Source organism: Rubrivivax albus, from assembly GCF_004016515.1.
GTDB classification, from domain to species: domain Bacteria; phylum Pseudomonadota; class Gammaproteobacteria; order Burkholderiales; family Burkholderiaceae_C; genus Rubrivivax; species Rubrivivax albus.
The window spans coordinates 652,834-667,471 of record NZ_SACT01000002.1; the positions used below are offsets into that span (position 1 = coordinate 652,834).

The window sequence follows — 14,638 nt, forward strand, 5'->3', positions numbered from 1 at the left end:
GTATACGGAATACGCCATGGCCACGCTGCATCGCCTCGCCACCGCCCCCGACCTGGTCGACCAGGCCTACCGTGCCCTGGTGGACGCCATCAGCAGCGGCGCGCTGGCGCCGGGCGAGCGCATCGTGCAGGAGGCACTGGCCGAGCAGCTGGCGGTGTCGCGCCAGCCGGTGCTGCAGGCGCTGCGCCTGCTGAAGGCCGACGGCCTGGTGCAGGACGCCCCGGGCCGCGGGCTGCGCGTGACGCCGCTGGACGCCGGCCTGATCGCGCAGGTGTACGCCGTGCGCGGCGCGCTCGACGGGCTGGCGGCGCGGCTGGCCGCGGCGCACCACGCCGCGCCTGCGGCGGCCGTGATGCGCGCCGGTCGCGCCGCCACGCGCAGCGGCGACGTGGCCGCGATGATCGACGCCGACCTTGCCTTCCACCAGGCCGTGTATGCCGCCAGCGGCAACCCGCTGGTCGAGCGCAGCGCAGCGCCGCACTGGTGCCAGATCCGCCGCGCCATGGGCGCCGTGCTGCAGGACGGGCCGGCCCGCGCCGCCATCTGGGACGAACACGCGGCCATCGCCGCGGCCATCGCCGCCGGCGATGGCGACACCGCCGAACGCCTGGCCCGCGAGCACGCCGAACGGGCCGGCCACCACCTGGGCGCCGCGCTGACGGCGCCGTTGAAACGAGGAGACACCGCATGAAACTCAGCCCCGAGCAGATCGCGCAGTTCGAGCGCGACGGCTACCTGTTCTTCCCGTCTCTGTTCTCGCCCGACGAGGTGAAGACGCTCACCGACGCCGTACCAGCCCTGTACGCGCGGCGCGAGGCCTACAACGTGCGCGAGAAGGGCAGCGACGCGGTGCGCACCAACTTCGCGGCCCACCTCTACAGCGAGCCGTTCGCGAAGCTGGCGCGCCACCCGCGCATGGTGGAACCGGTGCAGCAGATCTTCGGCGACGCGCTGTACATGCACCAGTTCAAGATCAACGGCAAGATGGCCTTCGAGGGCGACGTCTGGCAGTGGCACCAGGACTACGGCACCTGGAAGAACGACGACCTGATGCCCGAGCCGCGGGCGATGAACGTGGCCATCTTCCTGGACGACGTCAATCAGTTCAACGGCCCGCTGATGTTCATCCCCGGCAGCCACCGGCTGGGCGTGGTGGACGCGAAGCACGACCTCACGACCACCAGCTATCCGCTGTGGACGGTGGACAACGCGCTGATCGCGCAGCTGGTGCAGCGCGCCGGCGGCAAGAACGGCGGCATCGTCTCGCCCCAAGGCCCGGCGGGCTCGATGATCCTGTTCCACGGCTGCCTGCTGCATGCCAGCACCAGCAACCTCAGCCCCTGGAACCGGGTCAGCGTCTACCTGAGCCTGTGTGCGGTGACCAACCACATCCGCCGCTTCAAGCGGCCGGAGTACATCGCCCACCGCGACTTCACGCCCATCATCACCCTGCCCGACGACTGCCTGCTGAAGGACGTCCCGGTGGACCTGCCATGGAAGGACGGCATGCCGGCGAGCGCGCTGCAGACGTCCATCGACGAGCTGAAGGCGGCTTGAGATGTCTACCCCTCTCTTCGCCAAGCTCCAGCAGCGCGCCGCCGAAGGCCGGCCGGTGCGCGTGGGCCTCATCGGCGCCGGCAAGTTCGGCAGCATGTACCTGGCGCAGATCCCGCGCACGCCGGGCGTGCAGTTGCTGGGCATCGCCGACCTGAACCTCGACGGCGCCCGCCGCAACCTGGCCCGCGTGGGCTGGGCGGCCGAGCGCCTGACCGCGCCCAGCCTGGACGCCGCAGTGAAGGACGGCCGCACCCACGTCGGCGACGACTGGCAGGCCCTGGTGCGCCACCCGGCGGTGGACGTGGTCGTGGAATGCACTGGCCACCCCATCGCGGCCGTGGACCACTGCCTGGAGGCCTTCGCCCACGGCAAGCACGTGGTGAACGTCACCGTGGAGGCCGATGCCTTCTGTGGCCCGCTGCTGGCACGCCGCGCGCAGGAGGCCGGCGTCGTGTATTCGCTGGCCTTCGGCGACCAGCCGGCGCTGATCTGCGACCTGGTGGACTGGGCGCGCTGCTGCGGCTTTCCGGTGGTGGCCGCCGGGCGCGGCCACAAGTGGCTGCCGCACTTCGCACAGAGCACGCCACAGACGGTGTGGGGCTACTACGGCCTGACGCCGGAGCAGGCCGAGCGCGGCGGCCTGAACCCGAAGATGTTCAACAGCTTCCTGGACGGCTCCAAGCCCAGCATCGAGAGCACCGCAGTGGCCAATGCCACCGGCCTGGCCGTGCCTAGCGACGGCCTGCTCTACCCGCCGGCCAGCGTGGAGGACATCCCCTTCGTCACCCGTCCGAAGAGCGAAGGCGGCGTGCTGGAGAAGAAGGGCATGGTCGAGGTCATCAGCTGCCTGGAGCCCGACGGCCGCACCATCCCCTACGACATCCGCATGGGCGTGTGGGTCACGGTGGAAGGCGAGACCGAATACATCCGCAACTGCTTCGAGGAATACAAGGCCCACACCGACCCGAGCGGGCGCTACTTCACGCTCTACAAGCGCTGGCACCTGATCGGCCTGGAGGTGGGCTTCAGCGTGGCCAGCGTGGCGCTGCGCGGCGAGCACACCGGTGCCGCATCGCAGTGGAACGCCGACGTGGTGGCCACCGCCAAGCGCGACCTGCAGCCCGGCGAGGTGCTCGACGGCGAAGGCGGCTACTGTGTCTGGGGCAAGCTGCTGCCGGCGGCCACCAGCGCGGCCATCGGCGGCCTGCCGCTGGGCCTGGCGCACGACGTCAAGCTGGTGCGGCCGGTGAAGCAGGGCCAGAGCCTGAGCTGGGCCGACGTGGCCATGGACACCGGCACCCGGGCCTATGCGCTGCGGCGCGAGATGGAGCAGCTGTTCGCACGCTGAACTGCCCGGCCAAGGACGGCCCCGGAAACGGCGCAGGGCCCCGAAGGGCCCTGCTGTGGGGTTCGCGACGCCGAACTGCTGTCAACCGTGCGCGCTCTGCGTCGTCGGCGTGCTGGCCAGCAGCAGGCCGGCGTGGTCCGGCGAGGAGAGTGACACGACGCCGGAGAAGATCACCAGCGTGGTGAACAGCGACAGCGTGAAGGCGACGAAGCGTTGGGTGCGGGGGGTGGTCATGTCGGGCTCCTTGGAGAGGGGTTCAGCGTTGCGATGGATGAATCTTCGGCCCATGCCGACCACATCACCAGCCACTTGCGATGAACCGCGGTGCAGGCCGTGCGAGCGGCCCGCAGCGGCGACGAACGGAATGGCCCGATGAGTGGCACCACCCGCACCTTTGCCGCGCCGGGCGTGCTGCTGGTGGACAGCATCACGCAGCTGGAACCCGGTGACGCCGGGGTGGTGGCGGTCAGCGGATCGCATGGCGGTGTGAGCTCGGCGCAGTACGCGTTGGCCGTGCCACTGCGGCTGGCGGTGTTCAACGATGCCGGCATCGGCAAGGACGAGGCCGGTGTGGCCGCACTGGTCCTGTTGCAGGCCGCAGGCCGCGCGGCGGTGACGGTGGCGCATTCATCGGCACGCATCGGCGATGCACAGGATCACTGGGATCATGGCGTGATCTCGCGCGTGAACGCGGCCGCAGCTGCCATGGGCTTCGCGGCCGGGCAGGACCTTCGCGCTGCGATCCTGCGTTTTTTGCCTTCCTGAAATGCAAAGCGCCCCGCCGAAGCGGGGCGCTGAGCGTGCGACGCAGCCGGGTGATCAGGCCTGCGTCGAGGTCGGCTGCGCCTTCACCAGCATCGCATCGGCCTGCGACGGCGTGGAGAGGCGGTCGACGCCGGAGAAGATGACCAGCGTGCTGGCCAGGGCGAGGACGAAGGCGGCAGCTTGATGTCGGGCTTGAAGGCTGAAGCGGGTGGTCATGATCGGGTTCCTTTCGGGGCTGCGTCGTGTGTCGATGGGTGGACTGTGCGCCGATGCGTGCGGCGCTGAAAGTCGCTTCCGATGAACCGCGGGGCCGACGGACGAAACGTCGTCACGGTGGATGAACGGGCGCCGCCTCGCCGCCCTGCCACTGCGGGCAACCGGTCCAGGTGCGGCGCCGTTCGGCTGTGCGCCGCTGTGTCGGCCAGGCCGCTGAAGTGCTTCGCTTGCGCGCCAACGACATCGATGGATCCGGTTCGACGCCGGGCCCCACATCGGCGGGGCGCTTGACCCATGCCATGCAAAACGAAAGGGCCCCGCGAGGCGGGGCCCTTTCCTTGGAAACCGGGCCGACTCTAGCCGGCCAGCGATCTCAGCCGCGGTCGGTCACCGCACCCGTGGCCTGCACGAACAGCTGCTGCGCCGGTTCCACCGTCCAGAGGTCGGCCACACCGGCAAAGATGCTCAGCGTGGTGGCCAGGGCGAAGGCCAGGGCGGCGATGTGGGCGTGGCGGGCGGTGTTCATGGCGGTGTCCTTGTGCGTGCTGCGGTGCGTCTGTCGATGGTTGAACTGTGCCGCTGCCGCCCCGTGCGTGCCAGCGGCCTGCGACGAACCGCCGGACCAGCGGACGAACCGCCCGCCACGCGGATGAACCGTGCGTCTGATGTAGGGTCGAGCCACCAAGACGTACCCTGGAGGAACCCGATGAAGACCCGCGCCGCCGTCGCCTGGCAAGCTGCCGCCCCGCTGACCATCGAAGAAGTCGACCTCGACGGCCCGCGCGCCGGCGAGGTGCTGGTGGAGGTCAAGGCCACCGGCATCTGCCACACCGACTGGTACACGCTGTCCGGCGCCGACCCCGAGGGGCTGTTCCCCGCCATCCTGGGCCACGAGGGTGCGGGCATCGTCCGCGAGGTGGGTGCTGGCGTCACCAGCCTGAAGGCCGGCGACCACGTGATCCCGCTCTACACGCCGGAGTGCCGGCAGTGCAAGTTCTGCCTCAGCCGCAAGACCAACCTGTGCCAGAAGATCCGTGCCACCCAGGGCAAGGGGCTGATGCCGGACGGCTCGTCGCGATTCTCGCTCGACGGCAAGCCCATCCTGCACTACATGGGCACCAGCACCTTCGCCAACCACATCGTGGTGCCGGAGATCGCGCTGGCCAAGATCCGCGAGGACGCGCCGTTCGACGTGGTCTGCTACATCGGCTGCGGTGTGACCACCGGCATCGGCGCGGTGATCTTCAGCGCCAAGGTCGAACGCGGTGCCAACGTGGCGGTGTTCGGGCTCGGCGGCATCGGCCTGAACGTGATCCAGGGTGCGAAGCTGGCCGGGGCCGACAAGATCATCGGCATCGACATCAACCCGGCGCGCGAGGCCATGGCGCGCCAGTTCGGCATGACGCACTTCGTGAACCCGAAGGACGTGCCCAACGTGGTCGACGCCATCGTGCAGCTGACCGACGGCGGGGCGGACTTCAGCTTCGAGTGCATCGGCAACGTGGACGTGATGCGCCAAGCGCTGGAGTGCACGCACAAGGGCTGGGGGCGCAGCATCATCATCGGCGTGGCCGAGGCGGGTGCGGAGATCAGGACCCGGCCGTTCCAGCTGGTCACCGGCCGCAAGTGGGAAGGCTCGGCCTTCGGCGGCGCGCGCGGCCGCACCGACGTGCCGAAAATCGTCGACTGGTACATGGAGAAGAAGATCAACATCGACGACCTGATCACGCACCGGCTGAAGCTGGAGGACATCAACGAAGGCTTCGCGCTGATGAAGCGCGGCGAGTCGATCCGCTCGGTGGTCGTCTACTGATGGCTGCCGGCGCCGAAGTCCCGTTCGAGACCACGGCCGAGCACGCCTGCTTCGGCGGCGTGCAGCGTTTCTGCCGTCACACGTCGGCGGTGATCGGGCTGCCGATGCGGTTTGCGGTCTACCAGCCGCCGAAGCCGTCGGGCGCGGCGCTGGTCTGCCTGGCCGGGCTGACCTGCACCGAGGAGACCTTCGCCATCAAGGCCGGCGCACAGCGCGTGGCCGCCGAACTCGGCCTGACGCTGCTGATGCCCGACACCAGCCCGCGCGCCACCGGCATCGCCGGCGAGGACGTGGAATGGGACTTCGGCAGCGGCGCCGGCTTCTACCTGGACGCGACGGCCGAGCCCTGGGCGCGCCATTTCCGCATGGAAAGCTGGCTGCTGACCGAATGGCTGCCATTGCTGGTGGACGCGTTGGGGCTGGACGCGGCGCGCATCGGCATCACCGGGCATTCGATGGGCGGGCATGGTGCCCTGACGCTGGCGCTGCGCCACCCGGGGCGGTTCCGGTCGCTGTCGGCCTTCGCACCCATCGCTGCACCCAGCACCTGCCCCTGGGGCGAGAAGGCGTTCTCGCGCTACCTTGGCGAGGACCGCGGCACCTGGGCCGCACACGACGCCAGCGCGCTGATGCGGCAGGCGCGCTGCCCGTATCCGGCGGGCATCCTCGTCGACCAGGGCCTGGCCGACAAGTTTCTGGTCGAACAGCTGAAGCCCGAGGCGCTGGAAGCGGCCTGCAGCGCAGCCGACCAGCCGCTGACGCTGCGCCGGCACGCGGGCTACGACCACGGCTACTTCTTCATCCAGAGCGTTGTGGCGGACCACCTGCGCTGGCACGCCGAGCGCCTGGGCTGAGATTCGCCGTCACGCGCACGTATCGGGCACCGGTCCCAGGTGCCAGCGTGCGGCCAGGGCGCGCAGCCGCGGCCACCAGGCCGCGCGCGGCCGGCGGCCGAGGCGGGTGAGCTCCACCTGCGTCGGCCCTTGCGCCTGCACCAGGGCACCGGCCGACCGCACCGGGAGCGCGTCGCCAGGCTGCAGGAAGTGGTCGCGCGTTTCCCCTGGCTCGGTCAGCCAGACGCCGCCGTGCAGCACGCGCACGCGACCGGTGCGGAGGTCTTCCAGGATCAGCATCTGGTCGTGCTCCAGGTGCACGGTACGAACGATCTCTGAGATCGGGGCCATGGGCTTCTCCATGCATCCGGCGCATTCATGGCCGGGTTGTTGACATTGCATCGCTTTCCCGCTGCAGAGACAAACGAAAAGACTGCAGTTGATGCATGCGTTTGGCGCATGTATGGTCGAGACATGTCCACGCCCGCCGCGCCACGAAGACGCCCGACCCGCCGCGTTCGCCCCATTGGCCTGGCCGCCCTGCGTGGCTTCGAGGCCGCGGCCCGGCGGCTGTCGTTCACCGACGCGGCCACCGAACTGCACCTCACGCAGTCGTCGATCAGCCGCCAGGTGGCCACGCTGGAGCAGGAGGTCGGCCGGCCGCTGTTCCTGCGCCGCACGCGTGCGCTGGAGCTCACCGCCGCCGGGCGACAGCTGCAGCAGGCGGTGCAGCAGGCCCTGGCCGGCATCGACCTGTGCGTGGACGAGCTGCGCGGCCAGTCCGGGGCCCACCGCGTCACGCTGACCACCTATGCGTCCTTCGCGTCGCTGTGGCTGGTGCCGCGGCTGGCGCTGTTCCAGCGCGAGCACCCGGAGATCGAGATCCGGCTGGACGCGTCGGACCGCGTGGTGGACCTGAACGCCGAGGACGTGGACGTGGCGGTGCGCTGGGTGACGCTGGACCGCGTGCCGGTGGGCGCCACCTCGCTGATCGAGGACCTGGCCGCGCCGGCAATGAGCCCGCGGCTGCTCGAGGGCGTGACGCTGAGCGGGCCCGCCGACCTGGCACGCTGGCCCCTGCTGGACCTGGACCACAGCGTGCCCGGCACGCGGCGGCTGAACTGGGCCACGTGGTTCGACTTCGCCGGGGCCGGCACCGTGGCGCCACAGGCCGGGCGGCTGGTGTTCTCCTTCGCCGACCAGGCGGTGCAGGCCGCCATCCGCGGCCAGGGCGTGGCCCTGGTGCGTTCGCCCTTCCTGCAGGACGCGGTGGCCAGCGGCGACCTGGTGATGCCCTTCCCGCAGTGGCGCATGCCGGTGGGCTACCGGCACGTGCTGGCGGTCAACCCGGCCAGCCGCCGGCGGGCGCCGGTGGCCACCTTCGTGGCGTGGCTGAACGCGCAGTTCGCGCAGTCGCCGCTGCTGGCGGACTGACCGGAGTCCGTACCATCGGCCCCTTTTCCTGCATCCGAAGGGAGCTCGTGTCGAACTCGGCCGCCCGCCAGTTCCGTCCACACGCCGCACATGGCCGCGTGCGCAGCCTGGCCTTGGCCGCCGCAGTCCTGCTGTCCGCCTGTGGCGGTGGCGGCAACGCGCAGGACGAGGTGCCGTATGGCGACCTGCGCAGCTACGTGGCCGCCGAAGGCCTGGTGGGCACCATCGTGGTCCGGAAGGACGGCGAGGACCTGATGCGGGCCAGCTACGGCTACGCCGACCGCGCGCAGCAGCGGCCCAACGACATGCAGACCCGGTACCGGATCGCGTCGCTGACGAAATCGTTCACCGCCGTGTCCACCGTCCTGCTCAAGCGGGCAGGCGCCATCGACAGCTACGACGACACGCTGTCGCGCCACCTGCCGGACTACCCGAACGGCTCCGCCATCACGCTGCGCCAGCTGCTGACGCACACCTCGGGCATCCCGGACTACGTGGGGCGGGTGGACACCAGCGAACCCCATACGCCGCCCGAACTGGTGCGTGCATTCGAGAACCTGCCGCTGGCATTCGCGCCGGGCACGGACTTCCTGTACTCGAACGCGAACTACGTGCTGCTCGGGCACCTGACGGAGACGCTCAGCGGCCTGCCGTATGCCGAGTTCCTGCAGGCGAACGTCTGGCGGCCCCTGGGGCTGACCGACACCGAGTACGGCAGCCCGGCGCCCGAAGGCCCGGCCTATGCGCTGGGGTACACCGATCTGGCGCAGAGCCAGCGGGCGCGTGAGCACGACCTGAGCGTGGCCTACGCGGCCGGCGGGCTGGTGAGCACCGCGGACGACCTGATGCGCTGGGCAGCATCGTTCACCGAGGGCGGACTGCTCACCGCCGATGAGCTGGCGGAAGTCTTCGGTGACGGGCGCTACGGCTTCGGCTGGGTCTCCGGCGAGTTGGCCGGCATGCCGGTCTTCGGGCACACCGGCGGCATCGACGGCTTCAGCGCCATCCTGGCGCTGTTCCCGGAACAGAACGCGGTCATCGTGGTGCTGAGCAACGTGGAGCACCAGCAGGACCGGCTCGAGCGCATCGTGCGCACGATCGCGGCGCACGAGTTCTAGGCGGCATCCGCGGCAGGGCCGGTCAGAACCCGCTGCCCGGTGTCGCCAGATAAGCCTCTTCGTCGGCCGTGCTCACACGGCCCAGCGCCGCATTGCGGTGCGGGAAGCGGCCGAAGCGGCGGATCACGTCGCGATGGCGCTCGGCGTAGTCCAGCGCGCTGTCGAAGCCAGGTGCCTCGGCCGCCAGCGCGGCGAACAGGGCCACGCTGCGGTCCTGGAGCGCCAGGTCTTCCGCATGCTCCAGCGGCAGGTAGACGAACCAGCGCTGCAGCGGGTGCAGCGCGTGCTCGGCACCACTGTCGATCAGGCTCAGCGCCAGTGTGCGGGCCAGCGGATCGCCGGCGAAGGCGCGCGCCTGGCCGCGGAACAGGTTGCGCGGGAACTGGTCGAGCAGCATCAGACGCGCCAGCACGGCGTCCGGCCCGGCAGACGGATCAAGCGCCGGCAGGCGGCCGTCGATCGCGTCGTCGACCAGCGCGCCGAAGCGCGCGCGGATGGCCTCGTCGAACGCCGGATCCTTGCGGAACCATTCGGCGCGCACAGCCAGTGGCGGCGCGCCGAACCAGAACGCCAGGACCTCGGTGTCGGCAGGCGTCATCCCACGGTCACTTCACGTTGGCGCGGTAGCTGGTGAAGATGCGCGTCTGCAGGCGGCGGATGTCCTGCGGCACGGCGTCCGGCGGCGTCATCTTCTTCATGTCGGCAGCCGACAGGAACACCGTGGGGTTGGTGGCCACCGACTTGTCGACGAAGGGCTTGGACGCCGCGTTCGGGTTGGCGTAGAAGACCGCGTTGGTCAGCGACGCGTGCACCTCCGGGCGCAGGATGTAGTTGATGAAGGCGTGCGCGTTCTTCGGGTGCGGCGCATCCTTGGGGATGGCCATCGAGTCGAAGAACAGCGTGGCGCCCTTGGGCGGGATCAGGGCCACGATGTCCTGCCCCGTCTTGCCCTCGATGGCACGGTTTCGCGCGATGTTGATGTCGCCGGAGTAGCCCATCACGGCGCAGAGCTCGCCCTTGGACAGCTCATCGATGTAGCCCGAGGACGAGAGCCGCGTGAGGAAGGGGCGCGCGGCCATCAGCACCTTGCGCGCGGCCTCGTAGTCCTTGGCGTTGGTGCTGTAGGGCTGCTGGCCGGCGTAGATCATGGCCACCGGCAGCACCTCGGAGGCGGAATCGAGCACGCTGATGCCGCAGCTCTTGAGCTTGCCGGCGTACTCTGGTTTGAAGATCAGGTCCCAGGGGTTCTCCGGCATCGGCGTGCTGCCCAGCGCGGCCTTGACCTTGCCGGTGTTGATGCCCACCGTGACGTAGCCCCACAGCCAGGTCACCAGGTGCTGGTTGCCCGGGTCCACGCTCTGCTGCTGTTCCAGCAGCGCCGGGTCCAGGTTCTTCCAGTTGGGCAGCAGCGACTTGTCCAGCTTCTGGAACAGCCCGCCCTGGATCTGCGTCTTCGCGAAATGCGCGCTGGGCACGACGATGTCGTAGCCGGTCTTCCCCGCCACCAGCTTGGCGTGCAGGATCTCGTTGGTGTCGTAGTTGTCGTACCGGACCTTGATGCCGGTTTCCTTCTCGAAGTTCTTCAGCGTGTCCTCGCCGATGTACTCGGCCCAGTTGTAGACGTTGAGCACCTTGGGTTCGGTGTTCTGCGCCTGCGCGGTGGTGCCGGCCCAGGCCAGCGAGGATGCGAGGGCGGCGACGAGCAGTCGGGGCGAGAGCTTCATGGCGGCGGTCGGGGCTGAGGTTGAAGAAAGGGAAGAGCGGATTGTCCGGCAACAACGTTGTCACCCGGCCGGCCGTGGACTCTCGCCGGGCGCCGCAGGTTCCCTGCGCCGCAGCATGCCCCAGCCTTCCATGGTCATCACCGGCTCGCCATGCTGGTTGCAGACCTCCCAGCGCTGCAGCACCAGGCCCACCTGCGGCTTGCTGGCCATCGGGCGGGCCTGCAGCACCGTCATCGTGCCGTGCAGGCGGTCACCCACGTACACGGGCTTGAGCCAGCGGATGTTCTCCAGCCCAGGCGAGCCCAGACTGGCGCTGCGGTTGAGCCAGGCGTCGCACATCATGCGCATGGTCAGTGCGCAGGTGTGCCAGCCGCTGGCGCACAGGCCGCCGAACAGCGAGGCACGCGCCGCCTCTTCGTCCAGGTGAAAGGGCTGGGGGTCGAACTGGCGGGCGAATTCGACGATGGCCTCCCGCGTGAGCGTGGCGCCGCCGAAGGGGTGCACGGAGCCTTCGGGGAAGTCCTCCCAATGCAGGCGCGCGGCGGCGTCGGGCAGCGTGGCAGTCGTTTGTGGCATGGCCTGCGCAGGATAACGAGGGCGGGCTACAGTCCGCGCTTCAACCTGACACAGTCACCAACGCCATGACCCTGCTGATCGTCGGACTCGTGCTCTTCCTGGGCGTGCACTCGGTGCGCATCGTGGCCGAAGGCTGGCGCCAGCGCACCATCGCGCGCCTGGGCGAAGGCGCCTGGAAGGGCCTGTACAGCGTGGCCTCGCTGGTCGGCTTCGTGGCCCTGGTCTGGGGTTATGGCCACGCGCGCCTGGACCCCACCGTGCTGTGGGCCACGCCGGTGTGGACACGCCACCTGGCGTCACTGCTGGTGCTGGTGGCCTTCGTGCTGCTGGCGGCGGCGTACGTGCCGGGCAACCACCTGAAGGCGAGGCTGCACCACCCGATGGTGCTGGCGGTGAAGGTCTGGGCGCTGGCCCACCTGCTGGCCAACAACACGCTGGCCGACCTGCTGCTGTTCGGCAGCTTCCTGCTCTGGGCGGTGCTGGACTTCCGCGCCGCACGCGGCCGCGACCGGGCCAATGGCACGGTCTACCCAGCCGGGCAGGGGGTGAAGACCGCGGTCACCGTGGTCGTTGGGGTGGTGGCCTGGGCGGTGTTCGCGTTCTGGGCCCACAAGGCGCTGTTCGGGATCTCGCCGTTCGGCCGATGACGGCGGGCCGGGGCGCGAGCCGACGGCGCGTCAGCCGACGGTCGGGATGGGCAGGATCAGGTCCTCGCCCTCGGCACTGCCCCGGTTGACCACGCGGGACACCGGCCAGGCCTGCATCTCGGCAGGGTCGCAGGGCCTGAGCAGCGGCGCGATGTCCGTCGGGTCCTGCTCGCCCCTGGCCAGCCAGCGCGCCCAGTCTTCCCGAGCCACCATCACCGGCATGCGGTCGTGGATGGGCGCCATCAGCGCGTTGGGTTCGGTGGTGATGACGCAGCAGGTCAGGCGCCAGTCGCCGGCTTCGGACGCGCGCCAGGCCTCGAACAGCCCGGCCATCGCGAACGGGGTGCCGTCCCGCCGCGAGATGTACCAGGGCTGCTTGCCGCCCGGCGTGGCCTGCCATTCATAGAACCCGCTGGCCGGCAGCAGGCAGCGCCGGCGGCGGGCGGCCTGGCGGAAGCTGGGCTTGTCGAAGACACCTTCGGCGCGCGCATTGTTGAGCTTGTGGGCCAGCGCCGGGTCCCTGGCCCAGTGCGGCAGCAGGCCCCAGCGCATCAGCGTGACGACACGCTCGCCCTCGCGCGTCTCGTGCACCACCGGCACCTCGGACTGCGGCGCCACGTTCCAGCGCTTCGGGAAGGGCAGCACGCGCACGACGGAGAAGCCCGAGACCAGGGTCTCGGGGTCGTAGGCCACCACGTAGCGCCCGCACATGGGGGTGGATCTTCGCATCCCCCGGCCGGGTGTCGCCCCTCGTTCCTGCCGGCGGGCGATGGCCGGCAGGCGGTGGTCGGCCGACCATGGCGCCATCGACACCCGCACGGAGCCCACCATGCCACTGTTGTCCTGCCTGATCCGTTCGCGCGCCATGCCAGACCGTCTGGCGGTGCGGCTTCGACAGCCCGACCGGACCGAGGTGGCCGCGTCCACCGACGAACGCCCTCGGGGCTGCGGCTGGTTCGACTCCAGCCACGACCTCCACCACGGGCTGCAGGTGACCGAGCACCGGGACGTCGATGCGGTGGTCAACCAGATCCCGCTGTCCTGGTGGCTGGGATGGGAACTGGACGCCGTGCGCACGCCCGTCCGCTGACGATGCCGCTCATCGCGGCGAAGCCGTCATCCGTCGCAGTGGGGTCGTCGATGCCGGACCGGGCGCCTAGAGTCGACCCCGGTCCTCGAAGGGACCACCACTCCTCCTTTCGGCGCCCGCGGGCTGGCACCCCGGGCGCCGCTTTTCTTGGGGACGTCTGACGCGGTGCAGTCGAGGTAGAGTGCCGCCATGCCGAACCCCAATCGCCCCGAGGTCCTGCCCAGCCTGCGCCGCGCCTGCATCGCAGTGCTGCTTGCAGGCTCGGCCCTGCTGCTGCTGGCCTGTGGCGGCGGCGAGGACCGCTCCAAGGCGCAGATCCGCCTGATCAACGCCAGCGTCGACCATGGCGCGCTGGACCTCTACGACGAGCAGGGGCGCCGCCTGAAGGCGGCCGTGGCCTTCGGCGGCGACGCCGGCTACGCCGAGGTAGACCCGGACGACGCCGACCTCGACGTCACGCGGGCTGGCAGCACCACGCCGCTGGCCAGCCCCGCGCCGGTGCTGGCCGAGGGCGACCGCTACAGCCTGGTGGCCTACAGCAACGGCAGCAGCCTGGCCACGGTGGTGATCGACGACAACGTCGGCGCGCCGGACAGCGGCAAGACCCGCATTCGGGTGCTCAACGCCGCGCCCGATGCCGGCGCGCTGGATGTCTACCTGACCGCGGCCGACGTCGACCTGGCCGACGCCGAGCCGGCCCAGGCCAACGCGGGTGCCGGCACCGTCTCGGCGCTGGTCACCGCCGACGCCGCGACCTGGCGGCTGCGCGTCACGGCCGCCGGCGACCGCGATGACCTTCGCCTGGACTTGCCCGCGCTGACGCTGGCCAGCCGCGACGTCGTGACCCTGGTGCTCACACCCGGTGCGGGCGGCGTGCTGGTCGATGCCCTGGTGCTGGTGCAGCGTGCCGAGGTGACGCTGCGCGCGGGCACCGCCGCCCGCGTGCGCGTGGTGGCCGGCGTCACCGCCAGCGGGGCCGTGGCCGCCAGCGCGGGCGGCGTGACGCTGATGAACGGCACCGGCGCCCCGGCCGCGGGTGCCTACCGCCTGGTGCCCGCGGGCGAGGCCGGGGCCAGCGCCAGCGTGGACGGCCGCGCCATCGATGTGCCCGCGGCGGCGCTGACGGCCGGGCGCGACTACACCTTGCTGGTCTACGGCCCGGCCGATGCGGCGGTTGCCGCCTGGATGGCAGACGACAACCGGCTTCCCACGGTCAGCGGGCGCGCCAAGCTGAGGCTGGTGCACGGCCTGGCCGACGTGACGGATGCGATCGCGCTGACGCTGGACTTCAACCCGGTGGCCGACGGTGTCGCGGCTGGCACGGCCTCACCGTCCGCGCAGGTGGACGCCGTGACCACCGGCGCCTTGTCGGTGACCGCACCGGGCCGCGGCAGCCCACTGTGGCAGGCCGACGACCAGGTGCTGGCGGCCGGCAGCGTGTACACGCTGTTCGTCGTCGGTGCGGAATCCACCGCCACCGGCATCCTGCGCAAGGACCGCTGAGGCGCGCCCCCCAC

General features: G+C 70.6%; 19 protein-coding genes. 11 read left to right on the forward strand and 8 right to left on the reverse strand.

Features of this window, described 5'->3' with window-relative positions:
- Window positions 1–16: 16 nt before the first annotated feature.
- The 3 genes from ENE75_RS09285 to ENE75_RS09295 are packed head-to-tail and all read left to right on the forward strand — an operon-like array spanning window position 17 to window position 2,905.
- Window positions 17–691 (forward strand): GntR family transcriptional regulator, encoded by a 675-nt coding sequence (locus ENE75_RS09285; protein ID WP_128197983.1) that lies wholly within the window; start codon window positions 17–19, stop codon window positions 689–691.
- The gene (locus tag ENE75_RS09290) at window positions 688–1,557 is read left to right on the forward strand and encodes a phytanoyl-CoA dioxygenase family protein (RefSeq protein ID WP_128197984.1); all 870 of its coding nucleotides are present in this window, start codon (window positions 688–690) and stop codon (window positions 1,555–1,557) included. The genes ENE75_RS09285 and ENE75_RS09290 overlap by 4 nt, the downstream gene beginning before the upstream one ends.
- Window position 1,558: 1 nt before the next feature.
- Window positions 1,559–2,905, forward strand: coding sequence for an NAD(P)H-dependent oxidoreductase (locus ENE75_RS09295; protein ID WP_128197985.1), 1,347 nt, complete (start codon window positions 1,559–1,561; stop codon window positions 2,903–2,905).
- A gap of 81 nt (window positions 2,906–2,986) precedes the next feature.
- Here ENE75_RS09295 and ENE75_RS24830 read toward each other — a convergent pair whose 3' ends face one another.
- Window positions 2,987–3,139: a hypothetical protein gene (locus tag ENE75_RS24830; RefSeq protein ID WP_158288894.1), complete on the reverse strand. Its 153-nt coding sequence runs from the start codon at window positions 3,137–3,139 to the stop codon at window positions 2,987–2,989.
- A gap of 138 nt (window positions 3,140–3,277) precedes the next feature.
- On the opposite strand from ENE75_RS24830, the gene ENE75_RS09300 reads away from it, so the two are divergent.
- Window positions 3,278–3,670, forward strand: a complete 393-nt coding sequence (locus ENE75_RS09300; protein WP_128197986.1) for a hypothetical protein — start codon at window positions 3,278–3,280, stop codon at window positions 3,668–3,670.
- A gap of 54 nt (window positions 3,671–3,724) precedes the next feature.
- Here the strand turns inward: ENE75_RS09300 and ENE75_RS24835 are convergent, their stop codons facing one another.
- Window positions 3,725–3,886 (reverse strand): hypothetical protein, encoded by a 162-nt coding sequence (locus tag ENE75_RS24835; protein WP_158288895.1) that lies wholly within the window; start codon window positions 3,884–3,886, stop codon window positions 3,725–3,727.
- A 373-nt stretch (window positions 3,887–4,259) separates the two neighbouring features.
- On the reverse strand, window positions 4,260–4,412 hold the full coding sequence (locus ENE75_RS24840; protein ID WP_158288896.1) for a hypothetical protein: 153 nt from the start codon (window positions 4,410–4,412) through the stop codon (window positions 4,260–4,262).
- Between the two features lie 180 nt (window positions 4,413–4,592).
- On the opposite strand from ENE75_RS24840, the gene ENE75_RS09305 reads away from it, so the two are divergent.
- Both ENE75_RS09305 and fghA read left to right on the forward strand, forming a co-directional pair.
- On the forward strand, window positions 4,593–5,699 hold the full coding sequence (locus ENE75_RS09305; RefSeq protein WP_128197987.1) for an S-(hydroxymethyl)glutathione dehydrogenase/class III alcohol dehydrogenase: 1,107 nt from the start codon (window positions 4,593–4,595) through the stop codon (window positions 5,697–5,699).
- Window positions 5,699–6,553: an S-formylglutathione hydrolase gene (gene fghA, locus ENE75_RS09310; protein WP_128197988.1), complete on the forward strand. Its 855-nt coding sequence runs from the start codon at window positions 5,699–5,701 to the stop codon at window positions 6,551–6,553. Before ENE75_RS09305 ends, fghA begins: the two co-directional genes overlap by 1 nt.
- Window positions 6,554–6,562: 9 nt before the next feature.
- Here fghA and ENE75_RS09315 read toward each other — a convergent pair whose 3' ends face one another.
- Window positions 6,563–6,883 carry a DUF2917 domain-containing protein gene (locus ENE75_RS09315; protein ID WP_158288897.1) on the reverse strand — a complete coding sequence of 107 codons (321 nt, stop codon included), beginning with the start codon at window positions 6,881–6,883 and terminating at the stop codon, window positions 6,563–6,565.
- Window positions 6,884–7,006: 123 nt separating this feature from the next.
- Here ENE75_RS09315 and ENE75_RS09320 point away from each other — a divergent pair, with 123 nt between their 5' ends.
- Both ENE75_RS09320 and ENE75_RS09325 read left to right on the forward strand, forming a co-directional pair.
- A complete protein-coding gene (locus ENE75_RS09320) occupies window positions 7,007–7,966 on the forward strand; it encodes a LysR substrate-binding domain-containing protein (RefSeq protein ID WP_158288898.1) in 960 nt (319 codons plus the stop codon).
- Between the two features lie 47 nt (window positions 7,967–8,013).
- Window positions 8,014–9,084, forward strand: a complete 1,071-nt coding sequence (locus tag ENE75_RS09325) for a serine hydrolase domain-containing protein (RefSeq protein WP_128197991.1) — start codon at window positions 8,014–8,016, stop codon at window positions 9,082–9,084.
- A gap of 22 nt (window positions 9,085–9,106) precedes the next feature.
- Here ENE75_RS09325 and ENE75_RS09330 read toward each other — a convergent pair whose 3' ends face one another.
- The 3 genes from ENE75_RS09330 to ENE75_RS09340 are packed head-to-tail and all read right to left on the reverse strand — an operon-like array spanning window position 9,107 to window position 11,384.
- Window positions 9,107–9,682, reverse strand: coding sequence for a DUF924 family protein (locus ENE75_RS09330; protein ID WP_128197992.1), 576 nt, complete (start codon window positions 9,680–9,682; stop codon window positions 9,107–9,109).
- A gap of 7 nt (window positions 9,683–9,689) precedes the next feature.
- On the reverse strand, window positions 9,690–10,808 hold the full coding sequence (locus tag ENE75_RS09335) for a polyamine ABC transporter substrate-binding protein (protein ID WP_128197993.1): 1,119 nt from the start codon (window positions 10,806–10,808) through the stop codon (window positions 9,690–9,692).
- 60 nt (window positions 10,809–10,868) lie between these two features.
- Entirely contained in the window at window positions 10,869–11,384 is a 516-nt protein-coding gene (locus tag ENE75_RS09340; protein ID WP_128197994.1) for a MaoC family dehydratase, read from the reverse strand.
- A gap of 65 nt (window positions 11,385–11,449) precedes the next feature.
- Here ENE75_RS09340 and ENE75_RS09345 point away from each other — a divergent pair, with 65 nt between their 5' ends.
- Window positions 11,450–12,031: an NnrU family protein gene (locus ENE75_RS09345; protein WP_128197995.1), complete on the forward strand. Its 582-nt coding sequence runs from the start codon at window positions 11,450–11,452 to the stop codon at window positions 12,029–12,031.
- 30 nt (window positions 12,032–12,061) lie between these two features.
- On the opposite strand, the gene ENE75_RS09350 is transcribed toward ENE75_RS09345, so the two are convergent.
- Complete coding sequence (locus ENE75_RS09350; protein ID WP_199232250.1) at window positions 12,062–12,760, reverse strand: SOS response-associated peptidase; 699 nt, start codon at window positions 12,758–12,760, stop codon at window positions 12,062–12,064.
- Between the two features lie 100 nt (window positions 12,761–12,860).
- Here ENE75_RS09350 and ENE75_RS09355 point away from each other — a divergent pair, with 100 nt between their 5' ends.
- Window positions 12,861–13,121: a hypothetical protein gene (locus ENE75_RS09355; protein ID WP_128197996.1), complete on the forward strand. Its 261-nt coding sequence runs from the start codon at window positions 12,861–12,863 to the stop codon at window positions 13,119–13,121.
- 189 nt (window positions 13,122–13,310) lie between these two features.
- Entirely contained in the window at window positions 13,311–14,624 is a 1,314-nt protein-coding gene (locus ENE75_RS09360) for a DUF4397 domain-containing protein (protein WP_128197997.1), read from the forward strand.
- Window positions 14,625–14,638: the final 14 nt, after the last annotated feature.

Bases quoted from the DNA above. Each gene is read 5' to 3' on its own strand.
- ENE75_RS09335 (WP_128197993.1), bottom strand. From the start codon at position 10,808: ATGAAGCTCTCGCCCCGACTGCTCGTCGCCGCCCTCGCATCCTCGCTG.
- ENE75_RS09295 (WP_128197985.1), top strand. From the start codon at position 1,559: ATGTCTACCCCTCTCTTCGCCAAGCTCCAGCAGCGCGCCGCCGAAGGC.
- ENE75_RS09330 (WP_128197992.1), bottom strand. From the start codon at position 9,682: ATGACGCCTGCCGACACCGAGGTCCTGGCGTTCTGGTTCGGCGCGCCG.
- ENE75_RS09300 (WP_128197986.1), top strand. From the start codon at position 3,278: ATGAGTGGCACCACCCGCACCTTTGCCGCGCCGGGCGTGCTGCTGGTG.
- ENE75_RS09340 (WP_128197994.1), bottom strand. From the start codon at position 11,384: ATGCCACAAACGACTGCCACGCTGCCCGACGCCGCCGCGCGCCTGCAT.
- ENE75_RS24835 (WP_158288895.1), bottom strand. From the start codon at position 3,886: ATGACCACCCGCTTCAGCCTTCAAGCCCGACATCAAGCTGCCGCCTTC.
- ENE75_RS09320 (WP_158288898.1), top strand. From the start codon at position 7,007: ATGTCCACGCCCGCCGCGCCACGAAGACGCCCGACCCGCCGCGTTCGC.
- ENE75_RS09290 (WP_128197984.1), top strand. From the start codon at position 688: ATGAAACTCAGCCCCGAGCAGATCGCGCAGTTCGAGCGCGACGGCTAC.
- ENE75_RS09360 (WP_128197997.1), top strand. From the start codon at position 13,311: ATGCCGAACCCCAATCGCCCCGAGGTCCTGCCCAGCCTGCGCCGCGCC.
- ENE75_RS09355 (WP_128197996.1), top strand. From the start codon at position 12,861: ATGCCACTGTTGTCCTGCCTGATCCGTTCGCGCGCCATGCCAGACCGT.
- fghA (WP_128197988.1), top strand. From the start codon at position 5,699: ATGGCTGCCGGCGCCGAAGTCCCGTTCGAGACCACGGCCGAGCACGCC.
- ENE75_RS09305 (WP_128197987.1), top strand. From the start codon at position 4,593: ATGAAGACCCGCGCCGCCGTCGCCTGGCAAGCTGCCGCCCCGCTGACC.
- ENE75_RS09345 (WP_128197995.1), top strand. From the start codon at position 11,450: ATGACCCTGCTGATCGTCGGACTCGTGCTCTTCCTGGGCGTGCACTCG.
- ENE75_RS24840 (WP_158288896.1), bottom strand. From the start codon at position 4,412: ATGAACACCGCCCGCCACGCCCACATCGCCGCCCTGGCCTTCGCCCTG.
- ENE75_RS24830 (WP_158288894.1), bottom strand. From the start codon at position 3,139: ATGACCACCCCCCGCACCCAACGCTTCGTCGCCTTCACGCTGTCGCTG.
- ENE75_RS09285 (WP_128197983.1), top strand. From the start codon at position 17: ATGGCCACGCTGCATCGCCTCGCCACCGCCCCCGACCTGGTCGACCAG.
- ENE75_RS09350 (WP_199232250.1), bottom strand. From the start codon at position 12,760: ATGCGAAGATCCACCCCCATGTGCGGGCGCTACGTGGTGGCCTACGAC.
- ENE75_RS09315 (WP_158288897.1), bottom strand. From the start codon at position 6,883: ATGGCCCCGATCTCAGAGATCGTTCGTACCGTGCACCTGGAGCACGAC.